17 protein-coding genes are annotated in these 15,698 nt (G+C 63.5%); all 17 read left to right on the forward strand.

What is annotated here, in order from left to right:
- Window positions 1-2 precede the first annotated feature (2 nt).
- The 17 genes from CAF92_RS19065 (at window position 3) to CAF92_RS19145 (ending at window position 15,686) form a co-directional block, all read left to right on the forward strand.
- A complete protein-coding gene (locus CAF92_RS19065; protein ID WP_046614583.1) occupies window positions 3-1,694 on the forward strand; it encodes a fused response regulator/phosphatase in 1,692 nt (563 codons plus the stop codon).
- Window positions 1,695-1,742: 48 nt separating this feature from the next.
- Complete coding sequence (locus CAF92_RS19070; RefSeq protein ID WP_046614582.1) at window positions 1,743-2,090, forward strand: Hpt domain-containing protein; 348 nt, start codon at window positions 1,743-1,745, stop codon at window positions 2,088-2,090.
- 72 nt (window positions 2,091-2,162) lie between these two features.
- On the forward strand, window positions 2,163-3,431 hold the full coding sequence (locus tag CAF92_RS19075; protein WP_085601622.1) for a flagellar hook-length control protein FliK: 1,269 nt from the start codon (window positions 2,163-2,165) through the stop codon (window positions 3,429-3,431).
- 218 nt (window positions 3,432-3,649) lie between these two features.
- Entirely contained in the window at window positions 3,650-4,147 is a 498-nt protein-coding gene (gene fliL, locus CAF92_RS19080; protein WP_025340078.1) for a flagellar basal body-associated protein FliL, read from the forward strand.
- Window positions 4,148-4,156: 9 nt separating this feature from the next.
- A complete protein-coding gene (gene fliM / locus CAF92_RS19085; RefSeq protein ID WP_013973595.1) occupies window positions 4,157-5,125 on the forward strand; it encodes a flagellar motor switch protein FliM in 969 nt (322 codons plus the stop codon).
- 47 nt (window positions 5,126-5,172) lie between these two features.
- Window positions 5,173-5,643: a flagellar motor switch protein FliN gene (fliN, locus tag CAF92_RS19090; protein WP_046614701.1), complete on the forward strand. Its 471-nt coding sequence runs from the start codon at window positions 5,173-5,175 to the stop codon at window positions 5,641-5,643.
- 12 nt (window positions 5,644-5,655) lie between these two features.
- Complete coding sequence (gene fliO / locus CAF92_RS19095; protein ID WP_085601640.1) at window positions 5,656-6,090, forward strand: flagellar biosynthetic protein FliO; 435 nt, start codon at window positions 5,656-5,658, stop codon at window positions 6,088-6,090.
- Entirely contained in the window at window positions 6,090-6,845 is a 756-nt protein-coding gene (gene fliP / locus CAF92_RS19100) for a flagellar type III secretion system pore protein FliP (RefSeq protein ID WP_003257293.1), read from the forward strand. The genes fliO and fliP overlap by 1 nt, the downstream gene beginning before the upstream one ends.
- 21 nt (window positions 6,846-6,866) lie before the next feature.
- Window positions 6,867-7,136 (forward strand): flagellar biosynthesis protein FliQ, encoded by a 270-nt coding sequence (gene fliQ / locus CAF92_RS19105; RefSeq protein WP_046614580.1) that lies wholly within the window; start codon window positions 6,867-6,869, stop codon window positions 7,134-7,136.
- A 7-nt stretch (window positions 7,137-7,143) separates the two neighbouring features.
- Window positions 7,144-7,920 carry a flagellar biosynthetic protein FliR gene (fliR, locus tag CAF92_RS19110; RefSeq protein WP_046614579.1) on the forward strand — a complete coding sequence of 259 codons (777 nt, stop codon included), beginning with the start codon at window positions 7,144-7,146 and terminating at the stop codon, window positions 7,918-7,920.
- Between the two features lie 2 nt (window positions 7,921-7,922).
- The gene (flhB, locus tag CAF92_RS19115; RefSeq protein ID WP_046614578.1) at window positions 7,923-9,065 is read left to right on the forward strand and encodes a flagellar biosynthesis protein FlhB; all 1,143 of its coding nucleotides are present in this window, start codon (window positions 7,923-7,925) and stop codon (window positions 9,063-9,065) included.
- A 218-nt stretch (window positions 9,066-9,283) separates the two neighbouring features.
- Window positions 9,284-11,413: a flagellar biosynthesis protein FlhA gene (flhA, locus tag CAF92_RS19120; protein ID WP_025340073.1), complete on the forward strand. Its 2,130-nt coding sequence runs from the start codon at window positions 9,284-9,286 to the stop codon at window positions 11,411-11,413.
- Window positions 11,414-11,424: 11 nt separating this feature from the next.
- Window positions 11,425-12,735, forward strand: coding sequence for a flagellar biosynthesis protein FlhF (gene flhF, locus CAF92_RS19125; RefSeq protein ID WP_046614577.1), 1,311 nt, complete (start codon window positions 11,425-11,427; stop codon window positions 12,733-12,735).
- A 93-nt stretch (window positions 12,736-12,828) separates the two neighbouring features.
- Complete coding sequence (gene fleN / locus CAF92_RS19130; RefSeq protein ID WP_039612698.1) at window positions 12,829-13,662, forward strand: flagellar synthesis regulator FleN; 834 nt, start codon at window positions 12,829-12,831, stop codon at window positions 13,660-13,662.
- Complete coding sequence (fliA, locus tag CAF92_RS19135; RefSeq protein WP_046614576.1) at window positions 13,659-14,399, forward strand: RNA polymerase sigma factor FliA; 741 nt, start codon at window positions 13,659-13,661, stop codon at window positions 14,397-14,399. The genes fleN and fliA overlap by 4 nt, the downstream gene beginning before the upstream one ends.
- Before the next feature lie 103 nt (window positions 14,400-14,502).
- Window positions 14,503-14,877, forward strand: coding sequence for a chemotaxis response regulator CheY (locus tag CAF92_RS19140; protein WP_161551427.1), 375 nt, complete (start codon window positions 14,503-14,505; stop codon window positions 14,875-14,877).
- A 20-nt stretch (window positions 14,878-14,897) separates the two neighbouring features.
- On the forward strand, window positions 14,898-15,686 hold the full coding sequence (locus CAF92_RS19145) for a protein phosphatase CheZ (protein WP_046614575.1): 789 nt from the start codon (window positions 14,898-14,900) through the stop codon (window positions 15,684-15,686).
- Window positions 15,687-15,698: the final 12 nt, after the last annotated feature.

Raw genomic sequence — 15,698 nt, forward strand, 5'->3', positions numbered from 1 at the left:
ATATGCCGGCCGAACAGGCGTTGACCGTGCTGGTTGCCGAAGACGGTGCCGCCGACCGCCTGCTGCTGGCGCAGATCGTGCGCCGTCAGGGCCATCAGGTATTCACCGCGGAAAACGGCGAGCAGGCGGTGGCGCTGTTCATCGAGCGGCGCCCGCAACTGGTGCTGCTGGATGCGTTGATGCCGGTGATGGATGGCTTCGAGGCGGCACGGCAGATCAAGGCGCTGGCGGGCGAAGCGCTGGTGCCGATCATTTTCCTGACTTCATTGAACGAGGAGGAAGGCCTGGTGCGCTGCCTGGAGGCCGGGGGCGACGACTTCATGGCCAAGCCCTACAGTGCGGTGATCCTCGGCGCCAAGATCCGCGCCATGGACCGCCTGCGACGGCTGCAGGCCACCGTGCTGGAGCAGCGCGACCAGATTGCCCGGCACCACCACCACCTGCTCAATGAGCAGCGGGTGGCCAAGGCAGTATTCGACAAGGTGGCCCACTCCGGCTGCCTGGCCGCGCCCAACATTCGCTATCTGCAATCGCCCTATGCGCTGTTCAATGGCGACCTGATGCTGGCCGCGTTCACCCCGTCCGGCGACATGCGGGTGCTGCTCGGCGATTTCACCGGCCACGGCCTGCCGGCGGCGGTGGGCGCCATGCCGCTGGCCGAAGTGTTCTACGGCATGACTGCCAAGGGCTACGGCATGGCGCAGATCCTGCGCGAGATGAACGCCAAGCTCAAACGTATCCTGCCGGTGGACATGTTCTGTTGTGCGCTGCTGCTCAACCTCAGCATGCAGCGCGGTTCGGTGGAAGTGTGGAACGGCGGCATGCCCGATGGTTATCGCCTGGCAGTGGACGGTCAAGTGCTGTCGGCGCTGACTTCGCGACACCTGCCGCTGGGTATCCTGGATGCCGAGCGTTTCGATGACAGTACCGAAGTGTTGCCGCTGGCGCCGGGCGAGCGCCTGCTGTTGCTGTCGGACGGCGTGCTGGACACCGCCGACGACCGGGAACGCCTGTTCGGTGTGCAGCGCCTGCTCAGGGTGCTGGCCGACAACCGTGACCCGGTGCGGTTGTTCGACGAAGTGATGCAGGCCCTGGAGCGCTTTGGCGGGCGCCCGCGCGATGACATCAGCCTGTGCGACATTCGTATGTTCAGCGCCGAGGAGCGGGTGCCGGCGCCGATGATCTACTCTGATAGCGGCCGCTCCAGCCCGCTGGACTGGTCGCTGGGGTTCGAGGTTCGTGGCCAGAGCCTCAAGCGCTTCAATCCGGTGCCGTACCTGGTGCAGTTGTTGCAGGAGATTCACGGCCTGCGCGCGCGTACCGGCAACCTGCACAGCGTGCTCAGCGAGCTGTATTCCAATGCCTTGGAGCACGGCGTATTGGGGCTGGACTCGCAGCTCAAGTGTGATGTGCAGGGCTTTGCCGACTATTATCAGGAACGCGCCCGGCGCCTTGGAGTGCTGACCGACGGTTACGTACGCATCGATTTCCAGGTTGAACCGCATGCCGGCGGTGGGCGTCTGATGATCGAGGTGCGTGACAGTGGTGCTGGGTTCGATGTGCAACGGGTGTTGTCGCGGCCCTCGCTGGAGCAGGGGCTGAGCGGGCGTGGCCTGAACCTGGTGCGGCGGCTGGCCACCAGCGCGCACTGGAGTGAGGGCGGGCGTTGCGCGCATGTGGAGTTCGTCTGGTGAGCCACGGGTTGGCTCGGGCATAATCTGGCTTGATCAAGGAGTGAACAAGTGACTGACTTGCATATTGACCACAAGGTACTCAGTGACCTGCGTGCGGTCATGGAAGATGGCTACCTGCAGTTGGTGCAGACTTTTCTCGACGATTCCGAACGGCGCCTGGGCCAGCTGCACGCGGCCAAAAGTGCCGAAGAGCTCGGTTCCGCAGCCCACAGTTTCAAGGGCAGCAGCAGCAACATGGGCGCGTTTGCGTTGGCCAGCTTGTGCCAGCAACTGGAGGAGCGTGCAAGGCAGCGTCCTTTGTATGGCATCGAGGACCTGATCAACCGCATCGACCACGAATTCATCGAGGTGCAGCGCTTCTACCAAAGTGAGCAGCAACGCATTTTGGCGGGTTGATACAAGACTTGGCGCGAGTCTTGCCTGTCTCTGGCTGGATGTTTTTTTTGTTTCTGGCGCGGAGACCGCTCGATGCCTGTCGCACCCAACCCATTGTTGCAAGGCAACGCCATTGCCAACACCTCGCGCTCGGCCCCCGTACCGGCCGACAAGCCGCTGCAGGCGCCGGGCGACAAGGGCGACGGCTTCGGCCAGGTAATGGCCAGGCAGGGTCGAGACAAGGCTGCCGGGCAGGACGACAAGGTCGCCCAGACCAAGCCCAAGGACAAGCCCGAGGCGGCACAGGGCGGCAAGAAAGACCCTGCCGACAAACCCGCGGTTGCCGATGACGGCAAACAATTGCCAGCCGACGACCAGGCCCAGGCCGACACCGGCTTGCGCGATGCCAGCCTGGTGGCCGGCCAGGTAACCGACGCCCAGCCTGGCGCACAACTGATCCAGGCCCAGGCCGAAGCGGTGGCGCCGGTGTTGCAGGCCGCCACGGCGCAGGCTCAGGTCACCGCCGAGCTGCCCGAGGAGCCGGTCGCCGAGGAAGCCTTCGACCCTGACTCCGATCCTTTGGCCAACCTGCCTACCCTGCGCCTGGCGCTGGAACAAAGCGCCCAGGCCAAGGGAGCGACGTCGGCGCATGCCTTGGACCCTTCGCAAGCTCAGGGCGAAGAGGGGCAGATGGCCGTCAATACCTTGGCGAATCTGGTCGAGAATGCCGAGGGTGAAACGGGCGAGCCTGGCGACAAGGCCTTTGCTGGCTTGCTCGAAGATGGCCTGAAAGACACCAAGAGCGCTGGCAGCGATACACGCGTAGACGATTTCGCCAACCGCCTGGCCAACCTGACCCAGGCTGCCACGGCCAAGACCGCCAATGCCGTGCCGGCCAATGCCAGCCCATTGCACCAACCGTTGCCGATGAACCAGAACGCATGGGCCGAGGGCCTGGTCAACCGGGTCATGTACCTGTCCAGCCAGAACCTCAAATCGGCGGACATCCAGCTGGAGCCGGCGGAACTGGGCCGCCTGGACATTCGCGTCAATGTTGCGACGGACCAGTCGACCCAGGTCACCTTCATCAGCGGCCACGCCGGCGTGCGTGACGCCCTTGACAGCCAGGTGCACCGCCTGCGCGAGTTGTTCGCCCAGCAGGGGCTGGCACAGCCGGACGTCAACGTGGCCGACCAGTCGCGCGGGCAGCAGCAACAGCAGCAGGGGCAGGCACAGGGCAGCAACCTGTCCGGGGTGGCGGCGCGCCGGGCCGAGCAGGGTGGGGCAGAGGCAGTCGATAGCGCAAGGCCTGTGGAGCAGCAGGTGGTTGTTGGCGACAGTGCGGTCGATTACTACGCCTGATAACCGTTAGCCTGAGCCGGCCTCTTCGCGGGCGCGCCCGCTCCCACAGGAATTTCATCGGTTTCGAATCCTGTGCGTTGCCTGTGGGAGCGGGCGTGCCCGCGAAGAAGGCAGCACCGCAAAACCTGCTGGAACCCATCCTCTGCGAAATCTGGCATAACACTTGCTCAAGCCAAGCCATCCTCCCTTGAACCCCCGATGGACGACGGATTATTGGCATGGCGAAGAGCGAAGCAGTCAAAGACCCCGCCACTAAAGGCAAACTCAAGCTGATCCTGCTGGCAGTCGTCGGCCTGTTGCTGGCGATCGGCCTTTCGGTGGGCGCTACCTGGTTCATCATGCACAAGAGCGAGCCGGCCCCGGCCGCCGATCCTGCAGCCAGCAACGTCAAGCCAGCGGCCATCTACGAAGCGCTGGCCCCGGCCTTCGTGGTCAACTTCAACCAGAACGGCCGCCAGCGCTACATGCAGGTGAGCATCACCCTGCAAGCGCGCAGCCAGGCTGACCTGGATGCGCTCAAGGTGCACATGCCGGTGATCCGCAACAACCTGGTGATGATGTTCTCCGGGCAAGGCTTCGACACCCTGGCCGGCAGCCCGGTGGGGCAGGAAATGTTGCGCCAGAAGGCCACCGCAGTGGTTCAGGAAGTGGCGCAGAAGGAAGTCGGCAAGCCGGTCGTCGACCAGTTGCTGTTCACCAATTTCGTATTGCAGTAGGAGTCCGCAATGGCCGTACAGGACCTGCTGTCCCAGGATGAAATCGATGCCCTGTTGCATGGCGTCGACGACGGGCTGGTGCAGACCGAGAGTGCATCCGAGCCTGGCAGCATCAAAAGCTACGACCTGACCAGTCAGGACCGTATCGTGCGGGGTCGCATGCCGACCCTGGAAATGATCAACGAGCGTTTCGCCCGTTACACCCGTATCAGCATGTTCAACCTGCTGCGCCGCTCCGCCGACGTGGCGGTGGGTGGCGTACAGGTGATGAAGTTCGGCGAATACGTGCACTCGCTGTACGTGCCGACCAGCCTCAACCTGGTCAAGATCAAGCCGCTGCGCGGTACCTCGCTGTTCATCCTCGACGCCAAGCTGGTGTTCAAGCTGGTGGACAACTTCTTCGGCGGCGACGGCCGCCACGCCAAGATCGAAGGCCGCGAGTTCACTCCCACCGAGTTGCGCGTGGTGCGCATGGTGCTGGACCAGTGTTTCGTCGACCTCAAGGAAGCCTGGCAGGCAATCATGCCGGTCACCTTCGAGTACATGAACTCCGAGGTAAACCCGGCCATGGCCAACATTGTCGGCCCTAGCGAGGCGGTGGTGGTGTCCACCTTCCACATCGAGCTGGACGGCGGTGGCGGCGACCTGCATGTGACCATGCCGTACTCGATGATCGAGCCGGTGCGGGAAATGCTGGATGCTGGTTTCCAGTCCGACCTGGACGACCAGGACGAGCGCTGGGTCAAGGCCCTGCGCGAGGACGTGCTGGACGTTGCCGTGCCGCTGACCGCCACGGTTGCCCGGCGCCAGCTGAAGCTGCGCGACATCCTGCACATGCAGCCCGGCGATGTGATCCCGGTGGAACTGCCCGAGCACCTGGTGCTGCGCGCCAACGGCGTGCCGTCGTTCAAGGCGCGCCTGGGTTCGCACAAGGGCAACCTGGCGCTGCAGATCATCGACCCGATCGAACGCCGCTGACGGCGTGCCGGTCGCTCATAACGAATTGAATGCCTGTCGAGGAAACCATGGCTAACGAAAACGAGATCACCTCTGCAGAGGACCAGGCGCTGGCCGATGAATGGGCTGCGGCACTGGAAGAAACCGGTGCTGCCGGCCAGGCAGATATCGATGCACTCCTGGGTGGCGACACCGGTAGCAGCACTGGCGGCGCGGGCCGCCTGCCGATGGAGGAGTTCGCCAGCTCGCCGAAGCCGAGCGAAAACGTCAGCCTCGAAGGCCCTAACCTGGACGTGATCCTGGATATCCCGGTGAACATTTCCATGGAAGTGGGCAGCACCGAGATCAACATCCGCAACCTGCTGCAGCTCAACCAGGGCTCGGTGATCGAACTCGACCGCCTGGCCGGCGAGCCGCTCGACGTGCTGGTCAACGGCACGCTGATCGCCCATGGCGAAGTGGTGGTGGTCAACGAGAAGTTCGGCATCCGCCTGACCGACGTGATCAGCCCCAGCGAACGTATCAAGAAGCTGCGCTGAGTGAAGGGCACGATGCGCGCCATCGCGGCGGTCGCCGCGCTGCTCGCCAGCCAGGCCTGCCTGGCTGCGGCCACACCGGCGGCAACCTCGGCAACCGCGCCTGGCAGCCTCGGTGGGCAGCTGGCGCAGATGGTCTTCGGCCTGCTGTTGGTGGTCGGCCTGATCTTCTTCCTGGCCTGGTTGCTGCGGCGCATGCAAAGCACGGCGGTGAAGGGCGGGCAGGTGATCGAGATCGTCGGCAGCCGGGCCATTGGCCCGCGTGACCGCCTGCTGCTGGTGCAGGTGGGCAAGGAGCAGATCCTGATCGGCCATACCCCCGGCAGCATCGAGACCCTGCATGTGCTGGCCGAACCCGTGGAAGTGCCGGAAAACGCCCGCCAGGCGACGCCGGAGTTTGCCCAGCGGCTGATGGAGCTGATGGGCAAGGACCCTAAGGACAAGAAGTGATGAGTGGCGCGCTGCGTGTGTTGTTGACTCTGGCGCTGCTGCTGGCTGCGCCGCTGGCCCTGGGGGCCGACCCGCTGTCGATCCCGGCCATTACCCTGTCCAATACCGCGGACGGGCAGCAGGAGTATTCGGTCAGCCTGCAGATCCTGCTGATCATGACGGCGCTCAGCTTCATCCCGGCGTTCGTCATCCTGATGACCAGCTTCACCCGCATCATCATCGTGTTCTCGATCCTGCGGCAGGCCCTGGGCCTGCAGCAGACGCCGTCGAACCAGCTGCTGACCGGCATGGCGTTGTTCCTGACCATGTTCATCATGGCGCCGGTGTTCGACCGGGTGAACCAGGACGCGCTGCAGCCGTACCTGAAAGAGCAGATGACCGCCCAGCAGGCCATCGACAAGGCCCAGGGGCCGCTCAAGGACTTCATGCTGGCACAAACCCGGCAAAGCGACCTCGACTTGTTCATGCGCCTGTCCAAGCGTACCGACATCGCCGGCCCGGACCAGGTGCCGCTGACGATCCTGGTGCCGGCGTTCGTCACCTCCGAGCTGAAGACCGCGTTCCAGATCGGTTTCATGATCTTCATCCCGTTCCTGATCATCGACATGGTGGTGGCCAGTGTGCTGATGGCAATGGGCATGATGATGCTGTCGCCGCTGATCATTTCGCTGCCGTTCAAGATCATGCTGTTCGTGCTGGTCGATGGCTGGGCCCTGATCATGGGTACCCTGGCCAGCAGTTTCGGCGGCGTCTGACGCCGTCAAGGAGAGCCGCCGATGACACCTGAAGTCGCAGTCGACCTGTTCCGTGATGCCCTGTGGCTGACCACCCTGATGGTCGCTATACTGGTAGTGCCCAGCCTGCTGGTGGGCCTGGTGGTGGCGATGTTCCAGGCCGCCACGCAGATCAACGAACAGACCCTGAGCTTTCTGCCGCGCCTGCTGGTGATGCTGATCACGCTGATCGTCGCCGGGCCGTGGCTGGTGCAGAAGTTCATGGAGTACTTCACCAGCCTCTACACCAGCATCCCGCAGCTGATCGGTTGACGTGCCGATGCTGGAGCTGACCGACACGCAGATCGGCACCTGGGTCGCCACCTTCATCCTGCCGTTGTTCCGGGTGACGGCGGTGCTGATGACCATGCCCATCTTTGGTACCCGCATGCTGCCTGCGCGGGTGCGCCTGTACGTGGCGGTGGCCATCACCGTGGTGATCGTCCCGGCCCTGCCGCCCCTGCCCGAGTTCGACCCGTTGAGCCTGCGCGGCCTGCTGCTGTGTGCCGAACAGGTCATCGTCGGGGCCTTGTTCGGGTTGTCGTTGCAGTTGTTGTTCCAGGCTTTCGTGATCGCTGGCCAGATCGTCGCGGTGCAGATGGGCATGGCCTTCGCGTCGATGGTCGACCCGGCCAACGGCGTCAACGTTGCGGTGATCAGCCAGTTCATGACCATGCTGGTGAGCGTGCTGTTCCTGCTGATGAACGGTCATCTGGTGGCGTTCGAGGTGCTGACCGAAAGCTTCACCACCTTGCCGGTGGGCAATGCGCTGGTAGTCAATCAGTTCTGGGAGATGGCGGGGCGCCTGGGCTGGGTGTTCGGCGCCGGCCTGCTGCTGATCCTGCCGGCTATCGCCGCGCTGCTGGTGGTGAACATCGCCTTTGGCGTGATGACGCGTGCCGCGCCGCAGTTGAACATTTTCTCCATCGGTTTTCCGCTTACCCTGGTCATGGGCATGTTCATTTTCTGGGTCGGTCTGGCCGACATACTTTCCCATTACCAGGCATTGGCCAGCGAAGCGCTGCAATGGCTGCGTGAACTGGCGAGGGCGCGCTGAGCATGGCGGAAAGCGAAAGCGGTCAGGACAAGACAGAAGAACCCACCGACAAGCGCAAACGCGATGCCCGCGAAAAAGGCGAGGTCGCGCGTTCCAAGGAGCTGAACACGGTAGCGGTGACCTTGGCCGGTGCCGGTGGCCTGCTGGCGTTCGGTGGCCACCTGGCCGAGACGCTGTTGGCGATCATGCGCATGAACTTCAGCCTGACTCGCGACTTCGTCGTCGATGAGCGGGCCATGGGTGCACTCCTGCTGGCCTCGGGCAAGATGGCCATCTGGGCGGTGCAGCCGATATTGATCCTGTTGTTCGTGATTTCCTTCGTCGCGCCGATTGCCCTGGGCGGTTTCCTGTTTTCCGGCAGCCTGCTGCAGCCTAAATTCAGCCGCATGAATCCCTTGTCGGGGATCAAGCGGATGTTCTCGATGAACGCGCTGACGGAGCTCGTGAAAGCACTCGCCAAGTTTTTCGTGATTCTGGTCGTGGCGGTGGTGGTACTGGTCAATGACCGCCAGGCGCTGCTTGCCATTGCCAATGAGCCATTGGAGCAGGCGATCATCCATAGCTTGCAGGTGGTGGGCTGGAGTGCGTTGTGGATGTCGGCCGGGCTGCTGTTGATTGCGGCGGCGGATGTGCCGTTCCAGCTGTGGCAGGCGCACAACAAACTGAAGATGACCAAGCAGGAAATCAAGGACGAGTACAAGGACAGTGAAGGCAAGCCCGAGGTCAAGCAGCGAATCCGCCAGCTGCAGCGTGAGGCCTCGCAGCGGCGCATGATGGCGGCTGTGCCCGAAGCCGATGTAATCATTACCAACCCGACGCATTATGCGGTGGCCTTGCAATACGACCCGGAGAAGGGCGGGGCGGCGCCGTTGCTGCTGGCCAAGGGCACGGATTTCATTGCCTTGAAGATTCGCGAGATCGGTGTGGAGCACAAGGTCCAGATCCTCGAATCGCCGGCGTTGGCGCGGGCGATCTACTACTCCACCGAACTCGAGCAGGAAATCCCTGCCGGGCTTTACCTGGCGGTAGCACAGGTGCTGGCTTATGTGTTCCAGATCCGCCAGTACCGGGCTGGGAAGGGCAAGCGGCCAGAGCCGCTGAAGGACGACCTGCCGATCCCGCCGGACCTGCGCCGCGACAGTTGACCTTGTGTCAGGGCTTCTGGCCCTTTCGCGGGTAAACCCGCTCCCACAGGTTCTCGGCGGGCCTTGAAAGCTGTGCGGTCCCTGTGGGAGCGGGTTCAGCTGCGAAGAGGCCGGAACAGGCAACATAAATCCCCCGTCGAGCAAAGTTGGAAGGCTTCTTGCAAAGGCAGCGCCAGGCGCTCCCTGTGCGTCAAAGTTTTGCATCAAGAGGACTCGCGGTGGATCGCACTCAGTTAATCAGCAACGCCCGTAACAACCTGGCCGGGCTCGGTCGGGGCAACCTGGGTGTGCCGCTGTTGCTGCTGGTGATGTTGGCAATGATGATGTTGCCGATACCGCCGTTCCTGCTCGACGTGTTCTTCACTTTCAACATCGCCCTGTCGATCGTGGTCCTGCTGGTCTGCGTCTACGCCTTGCGCCCGCTCGACTTTGCCGCGTTCCCTACCATCCTGCTGGTGGCCACGCTGTTGCGCCTGGCCCTTAACGTGGCTTCCACCCGGGTGGTGATGCTGCATGGCCAGGAGGGCCACGGCGCTGCCGGCAAGGTGATCCAGGCCTTCGGCGAGGTGGTGATCGGCGGTAACTACGTGGTCGGTGCCGTGGTGTTCGCCATCCTCATGATCATCAACTTCGTGGTGGTGACCAAGGGTGCCGGGCGTATCTCGGAAGTGAGCGCGCGTTTCACCCTCGACGCCATGCCCGGCAAGCAGATGGCCATCGACGCAGACCTCAACGCCGGCCTGATCGACCAGGCCCAGGCCAAGCACCGTCGTGCCGAAGTAGCGCAGGAAGCTGAGTTCTACGGTTCGATGGACGGTGCCAGCAAGTTCGTCCGCGGTGACGCCATCGCCGGCCTGCTGATCCTGTTCATCAACCTGATCGGCGGCATGCTGATCGGCATGCTGCAGCACGGCATGAGCTTTGGCGATGCCGGCAAGGTGTACGCCTTGCTGACCATCGGTGACGGTTTGGTGGCGCAATTGCCATCACTGTTGCTGTCCACCGCTGCCGCGATCATGGTCACCCGGGCCTCGGGCTCCGAGGACATGGGCAAGCTGATCAACCGGCAGATGTTCGATTCGCCCAAGGCCCTGGCGGTGTCCGCCGCACTGATGATCGTCATGGGCCTGGTGCCGGGCATGCCGCACGTGGCCTTCCTCAGCCTCGGCCTGCTGGCCGGTGGCGGCGCCTACCTGGTGTGGAAGAAGCAGCAGAAGGCCAAGGCGCAGGCGCTGCAAGAGGCGCAGCGCCAGCAGGACCTGCTGCCCTCGCCACAGCGCGCGCTGGAAACCAAGGAACTGGGCTGGGACGACGTCACGCCGATCGACATGATTGGCCTGGAGGTCGGCTACCGGCTGATCCCCCTGGTCGATCGCAACCAGGGTGGCCAATTGCTTGCGCGGATCAAGGGCGTGCGCAAGAAGCTGTCGCAAGACCTGGGCTTCCTCATGCCCACGGTGCACATCCGCGACAACCTCGACCTGCAGCCCAGCGCTTATCGCCTGACCCTGATGGGGGTGATCCTGGCCGAGGCCGAGATCTACCCCGACCGCGAACTGGCAATCAACCCCGGGCAGGTGTTCGGTACCCTCAACGGCATTGCCGCGCGCGATCCGGCGTTCGGCCTTGAAGCCGTGTGGATCGATGTCGGCCAGCGCTCCCAGGCGCAGTCGCTGGGCTACACCGTGGTCGACGCCAGCACCGTGGTGGCCACCCACCTGAACCAGATCCTGCAGAAGCACTGCCACGAGCTGATCGGTCATGAAGAGGTCCAGCAACTGCTGCAGGTGTTGGCCAAGGCATCGCCTAAACTTGCAGAGGAGCTGGTGCCGGGTGTCATTTCCTTGTCGGGCCTGCTCAAGGTGCTGCAAGCGTTGTTGTCGGAACAGGTGCCTGTGCGCGATATTCGCAGTATCGCCGAGGCGATCGCGAACAACGCCGGCAAGAGTCAAGATACCGCCGCGCTGGTGGCGGCGGTGCGCGTCGGATTGTGTCGCGCCATCGTGCAAAGCATTGTCGGCGTTGAGTCGGAGCTGCCAGTGATTACCCTGGAGCCAAGGTTGGAACAGATTTTGCTCAATAGTCTGCAAAGGGCCGGGCAAGGTCAGGAAGACGGTGTTCTTCTGGAGCCGAGCATGGCCGAGAAGCTGCAGCGTTCGCTGATCGAGGCGGCCCAGCGCCAGGAAATGCAGGGCCAGCCGGCCATCCTCCTGGTCGCCGGCCCGATTCGCGCCATGCTGTCGCGTTTCGGTCGCCTGGCTGTACCGAATTTGCATGTTCTGGCGTATCAGGAAATACCGGACAACAAGCAAGTCACCATCGTTGCCACCGTGGGCCCTAATGGCTGAGGTAGGGGATAATGCAAGTTAAGCGATTTTTCGCCGCCGATATGCGTCAGGCCATGAAGCTGGTCCGTGATGAGCTGGGCGCCGATGCCGCGATCATCGGCAACCGTCGCATCGCCGGCGGTGTCGAGCTGACGGCCGCGCTGGACTACAAGCTGTCCGCCCTGGCCCCGCGTGTGCCCAACGCCGAACTGGAAGAAGAGCTGCGCAAGACCCATACGCGCATCGCCACCGCCCAGGCCGAGCTGGGTCACCGCCAGGACAGCAGCGACAACAACCGCCAGTTGTTCGCCGGGCAGTCGCTGACCGCCGCCGAGCCGTTGATCGAACCGCACGTCGATGCGCCCGAGGCCGCAGCTGCAGCCCCGGCGCCGGCACCGGTCGACCCGCGCCTGTTCGATGCCATGCGCTCCGAGCTGTCGGGCCTGCGCGAGCTGCTGGAAGTGCAGCTCGGCTCGCTGGCCTGGAACCAGCTGCAGGGCAGCAAGCCGCAGCAGGCCACTGTCTGGCGCAGGCTGCAGCGCATCGGCCTGTCCGGGCCGATCGCCCGTGAGCTGCTGGACCTGACTGCCGAGATCGACGAGCCACGCCAGGCCTGGCGCATGCTGCTGGCGCACCTTGCGCGGATGATCGAAATCCCCGAAGTCGAGCCGATCGAAGAGGGCGGTGTGATCGCCATGGTCGGCCCGGCCGGCATGGGCAAGACCACCACCCTGGCCAAGCTGGCGGCCCGCTACGTGCTCAAGTACGGCGCGCAGAACCTGGCGCTGGTGAGCATGGACAGTTTCCGCATCGGTGCCCAGGAGCAGCTCAAGACTCTGGGTCGCATCCTCAACGTACCGGTGACCTACGTCGACCCGGGCCAGTCGCTGGCTGCGGCGCTGGAGCCGCTGCTGCGCAAGCGCGTGGTGCTGATCGATACCGCCGGCCTGCAGGCCAGCGACCCGGCCCTGCGCATGCAGCTGGACACCCTGGCCGGGCGTGGCATCGCCGCGAAGAACTACCTGGTGCTGGCCACTACCAGCCAGAAGCAGGTGCTGACTGCCGCCTACCACAGCTACAAGCGCTGCGGCCTGGCCGGTTGCATCCTGACCAAACTCGATGAAACGGCGAGCCTTGGCGACGTGCTGAGCCTTGCCATCAGTCATGAACTGCCGGTGGCCTACCTGACCGATGGGCCGCGCATTCCTGACGACGTGCACCTGCCTCGAGGGCACCAGTTGGTCTCCCGCGCGGTCAATGTGCAGCAACAGGACGAGCCCAGCGAAGAGGCCATGGCCGACATGTTCGCTGATCTCTATCACAACCCACGGCGAGCGGGTTGATGATGAAATGTGTGCAAGGTAGCTATGCCAAGGGGTACGCAGAATTGCCCTACGTGTGGCCTGAGTCCCAGCGAGACAAGGTAAAGAACAGACATGGGTAGCATGCATCCCGTACAGGTGATCGCCGTGACCGGTGGCAAAGGTGGCGTCGGCAAGACTAACGTTTCAGTGAACCTGTCCCTGGCGCTGGCCGAGCTTGGCCGCAGGGTCATGCTGCTCGACGCCGACCTGGGCCTGGCCAATGTCGATGTGTTGCTGGGCCTTACCCCCAAGCGGACCCTGGCCGATGTCATCGAAGGGCGCTGCGAGCTGCGCGATGTGATGTTGCAGGGCCCCGGTGGCGTGCGCATCGTGCCGGCTGCCTCGGGCACGCAGAGCATGGTGCACCTGGCCCCGGCCCAGCATGCCGGGCTGATCCAGGCGTTCAGCGAAGTCGGCGACAACCTCGACGTGCTGGTGATCGACACTGCTGCCGGTATCGGTGATTCGGTGGTCAGCTTCGTCCGCGCCGCCCAGGAAGTGCTGCTGGTGGTATGCGACGAACCCACCTCGATCACCGATGCCTACGCCCTGATCAAGCTGCTCAACCGCGACTACGGCATGAACCGTTTCCGGGTGCTGGCCAACATGGCGCAGAGTCCGCAGGAGGGCCGCAACCTGTTCGCCAAACTGACCAAGGTCACCGACCGCTTCCTCGACGTTGCCCTGCAGTACGTGGGCGCCGTGCCGTATGACGAGTGCGTGCGCAAGGCCGTGCAGAAGCAGCGCGCCGTATACGAAGCCTTCCCACGCTCCAAATGCGCGCTGGCCTTCAAGGCGATTGCCCAGAAGGTCGACAGCTGGCCGCTGCCGGCCAACCCGCGCGGCCATCTGGAGTTCTTTGTCGAGCGCCTGGTGCAGCCCACCAGCGCGGGACCTGTGCTATGAACGCCAGCGGTTTCAAGATGTACAGCCGGGCGTCGAAAGACGCCCAGTACGAGCTGATCGAGCGCTACGCCCCGCTGGTCAAGCGCATCGCCTACCACCTGCTGGCGCGGCTGCCAGCCAATGTGCAGGTCGAGGACCTGATCCAGGCCGGCATGATCGGCCTGCTGGAAGTGGCCAACAAGTACGACGCCAGCAAGGGCGCCAGCTTCGAAACCTACGCCGGCATTCGCATTCGCGGGGCCATGCTCGATGAAGTGCGCAAGGGCGATTGGGCACCGCGTTCGGTGCACCGCAACACCCGCATGGTCAGCGACGCGATGCGTGCGGTTGAAGCCCGAACCGGTCGTGACGCTAAAGATCATGAAGTTGCTGCCGAACTCCAATTGAGTCTCGATGATTACTACGGGATCTTGAACGATACCCTGGGCAGCCGCCTGTTCAGCTTCGACGACCTGCTGCAGGACGGCGAGCACGAAGGGCTGCATGAGGATGGCGCCAGTGGCCAGGTGGAACCTGCGCGTGGCCTGGAGGACGAGCGCTTCCAGGCTGCCCTGACCGAGGCCATCGCCAATCTGCCGGAGCGTGAGCGCCTGGTGCTGGCGCTGTACTACGACGAAGAGCTGAACCTCAAGGAAATTGGTGAGGTGCTGGGGGTCAGCGAGTCGCGGGTCAGCCAGTTGCACAGCCAGTGTGCCGCGCGCCTGCGCAGCCGCCTGGGGGAATGGCGGGCGCGTTGAGCCCGCTGTCGTTGCAGTCGTTTTCTACGTTGTACCGAATTGTGAATGCGCGCTCGGGGCCGAGCGCGTTTGAGACTGCTTGGAGGTCTACTTGAACAAAGACATGAAAATCCTCATCGTTGACGACTTTTCGACGATGCGGCGGATCATCAAGAACCTGTTGCGTGACCTGGGCTTCACCAACACCGAAGAAGCCGATGACGGCACCACGGCGCTGCCGATGCTGGAGAACGGCCACTATGACTTCCTGGTGACCGACTGGAACATGCCCGGCATGTCCGGTATCGACCTGCTGCGCAAGGTGCGTGCCCACGATCGCCTGAAAACCATGCCGGTGCTGATGGTGACCGCCGAAGCCAAGCGCGACCAGATCATCGAAGCGGCCCAGGCCGGCGTCAATGGCTACGTTGTGAAGCCGTTCACCGCCCAGGTGCTCAAAGAAAAGATCGAGAAGATCTTCGAACGCGTCAACGGCTGAGTCACGTCAGGGGGCGCGCCATGGATTCATCACAAACGTCTTTGGGCGAGTTCGAATCGACCCTGAAGAAGCATGCCCAGGAGCTGGTCGAAAGCCTGGAGCGTGGCCGTTTCGGCGAGGCGGTGCAGCTGATTCACGAGCTGAACCAGACCCGTGATCGCGGCCTGTACCAGGAAGTCGGCAAGCTGACCCGCGAGCTGCACAGTGCCATCGTCAGTTTCCAGATCGACCCGACCATGCCGCAGGCCGAGGAGGTGTCGCAGATAACCGACGCCACCGAGCGCCTGTCGTACGTGGTCAGGCTCACCGAGGGCGCGGCCAACCGCACCATGGACCTGGTCGAGGAAAGCACCCCGGTGCTCAACGACCTGGCCAGCGAGGCCGAGGCCCTGAGCACCGACTGGCAGCGTTTCATGCGCCGCGAAGTGGCTGCGCCGGAGTTCCGAGACCTGGTCAAGCGCGTCGACAGTTTCCTGACGCTCAGCGCCGAAGGTAACCGCAAGGTCGCCGGCCACCTCAACGACATTCTGCTGGCCCAGGACTATCAGGACCTGACCGGCCAGGTGATCAAGCGCGTCACCACCCTGGTCACCGAGGTGGAAAGCAATCTGCTCAAACTGGTGTTGATGGCCAGCCAGGTCGACCGCTTTGCGGGCATCCAGCATGACCACGATCAACTGCGCGCAGAAAAAGATCGAGAAAAACATCCGACTCGGGGTGAAGGTCCGCAGATTCATGCCGATAAGCGTGAAGATGTCGTGTCCGGTCAGGACGATGTCGATGATCTGCTGTCCAGCCTGGGTTTTTAAGGAGCACGTTTG

This window comes from Pseudomonas sp. B10(2017) (assembly GCF_002113295.1).
Lineage (GTDB): Bacteria > Pseudomonadota > Gammaproteobacteria > Pseudomonadales > Pseudomonadaceae > Aquipseudomonas > Aquipseudomonas pudica.

Bases quoted from the DNA above. Each gene is read 5' to 3' on its own strand.
- CAF92_RS19065 (WP_046614583.1), top strand. From the start codon at position 3: ATGCCGGCCGAACAGGCGTTGACCGTGCTGGTTGCCGAAGACGGTGCC.
- CAF92_RS19075 (WP_085601622.1), top strand. From the start codon at position 2,163: ATGCCTGTCGCACCCAACCCATTGTTGCAAGGCAACGCCATTGCCAAC.
- fliL (WP_025340078.1), top strand. From the start codon at position 3,650: ATGGCGAAGAGCGAAGCAGTCAAAGACCCCGCCACTAAAGGCAAACTC.
- fliM (WP_013973595.1), top strand. From the start codon at position 4,157: ATGGCCGTACAGGACCTGCTGTCCCAGGATGAAATCGATGCCCTGTTG.
- fliN (WP_046614701.1), top strand. From the start codon at position 5,173: ATGGCTAACGAAAACGAGATCACCTCTGCAGAGGACCAGGCGCTGGCC.
- fliO (WP_085601640.1), top strand. From the start codon at position 5,656: ATGCGCGCCATCGCGGCGGTCGCCGCGCTGCTCGCCAGCCAGGCCTGC.
- fliP (WP_003257293.1), top strand. From the start codon at position 6,090: ATGAGTGGCGCGCTGCGTGTGTTGTTGACTCTGGCGCTGCTGCTGGCT.
- fliQ (WP_046614580.1), top strand. From the start codon at position 6,867: ATGACACCTGAAGTCGCAGTCGACCTGTTCCGTGATGCCCTGTGGCTG.
- fliR (WP_046614579.1), top strand. From the start codon at position 7,144: ATGCTGGAGCTGACCGACACGCAGATCGGCACCTGGGTCGCCACCTTC.
- flhB (WP_046614578.1), top strand. From the start codon at position 7,923: ATGGCGGAAAGCGAAAGCGGTCAGGACAAGACAGAAGAACCCACCGAC.
- flhF (WP_046614577.1), top strand. From the start codon at position 11,425: ATGCAAGTTAAGCGATTTTTCGCCGCCGATATGCGTCAGGCCATGAAG.
- fleN (WP_039612698.1), top strand. From the start codon at position 12,829: ATGGGTAGCATGCATCCCGTACAGGTGATCGCCGTGACCGGTGGCAAA.
- fliA (WP_046614576.1), top strand. From the start codon at position 13,659: ATGAACGCCAGCGGTTTCAAGATGTACAGCCGGGCGTCGAAAGACGCC.
- CAF92_RS19140 (WP_161551427.1), top strand. From the start codon at position 14,503: ATGAAAATCCTCATCGTTGACGACTTTTCGACGATGCGGCGGATCATC.
- CAF92_RS19145 (WP_046614575.1), top strand. From the start codon at position 14,898: ATGGATTCATCACAAACGTCTTTGGGCGAGTTCGAATCGACCCTGAAG.